At 65.0% G+C, this 514-nt stretch carries 1 rRNA gene; it reads left to right on the forward strand.

The features are described 5' to 3' along the window. Positions 1-103, forward strand: a 16S ribosomal RNA gene (locus ACH34S_RS41970); the annotation flags it as partial. Positions 104-514: the final 411 nt, after the last annotated feature.

The raw sequence follows: 514 nt of genomic DNA on the forward strand, positions 1-514 counted from the left end.
CAACCACCTTGTGTGGGGGGAGCGGTCGAAGGTGGGGCCGGCGATTGGGACGAAGTCGTAACAAGGTAGCCGTACCGGAAGGTGCGGCTGGATCACCTCCTTTCTAAGGAGCACCAGCTGGCCAAGGCCGCTTCGCTCTCCCTGCACGGGGAGGGACGTGGGGTCGTGGTCGGTGGCCGCCGTTGACGGCGAATGTCCGTCAGGTGGCTGCTCATAGATGTGGAGCACTGGCTATTCAGCTCACCACACGTGTGAGCCGGCAAGTACCGTCTGGAGGGCGACCTCCAGGAGTGGGAACGGCGGCCTCGGGCGGGTGGGGGGCTGGGCACGCTGTTGGGTCCTGAGGAAACGGGCTTCGCCCGGTGACCTCTGGACTGCGGGACCAGCCGCCCCATCCTCTGACCGGGGGTGGGGTGCTGGTGGGCCCGGTTGTTTTTTGAGAACTGCACAGTGGACGCGAGCATCTCTGGTGAGGGCTTGATGCTCTGCTCCTTTTCGGAGGGGTGGGGTTGAT

It is taken from the genome of Actinomadura sp. 3N508, from assembly GCF_044326375.1.
Taxonomy (GTDB): Bacteria; Actinomycetota; Actinomycetes; order Streptosporangiales; family Streptosporangiaceae; genus Spirillospora.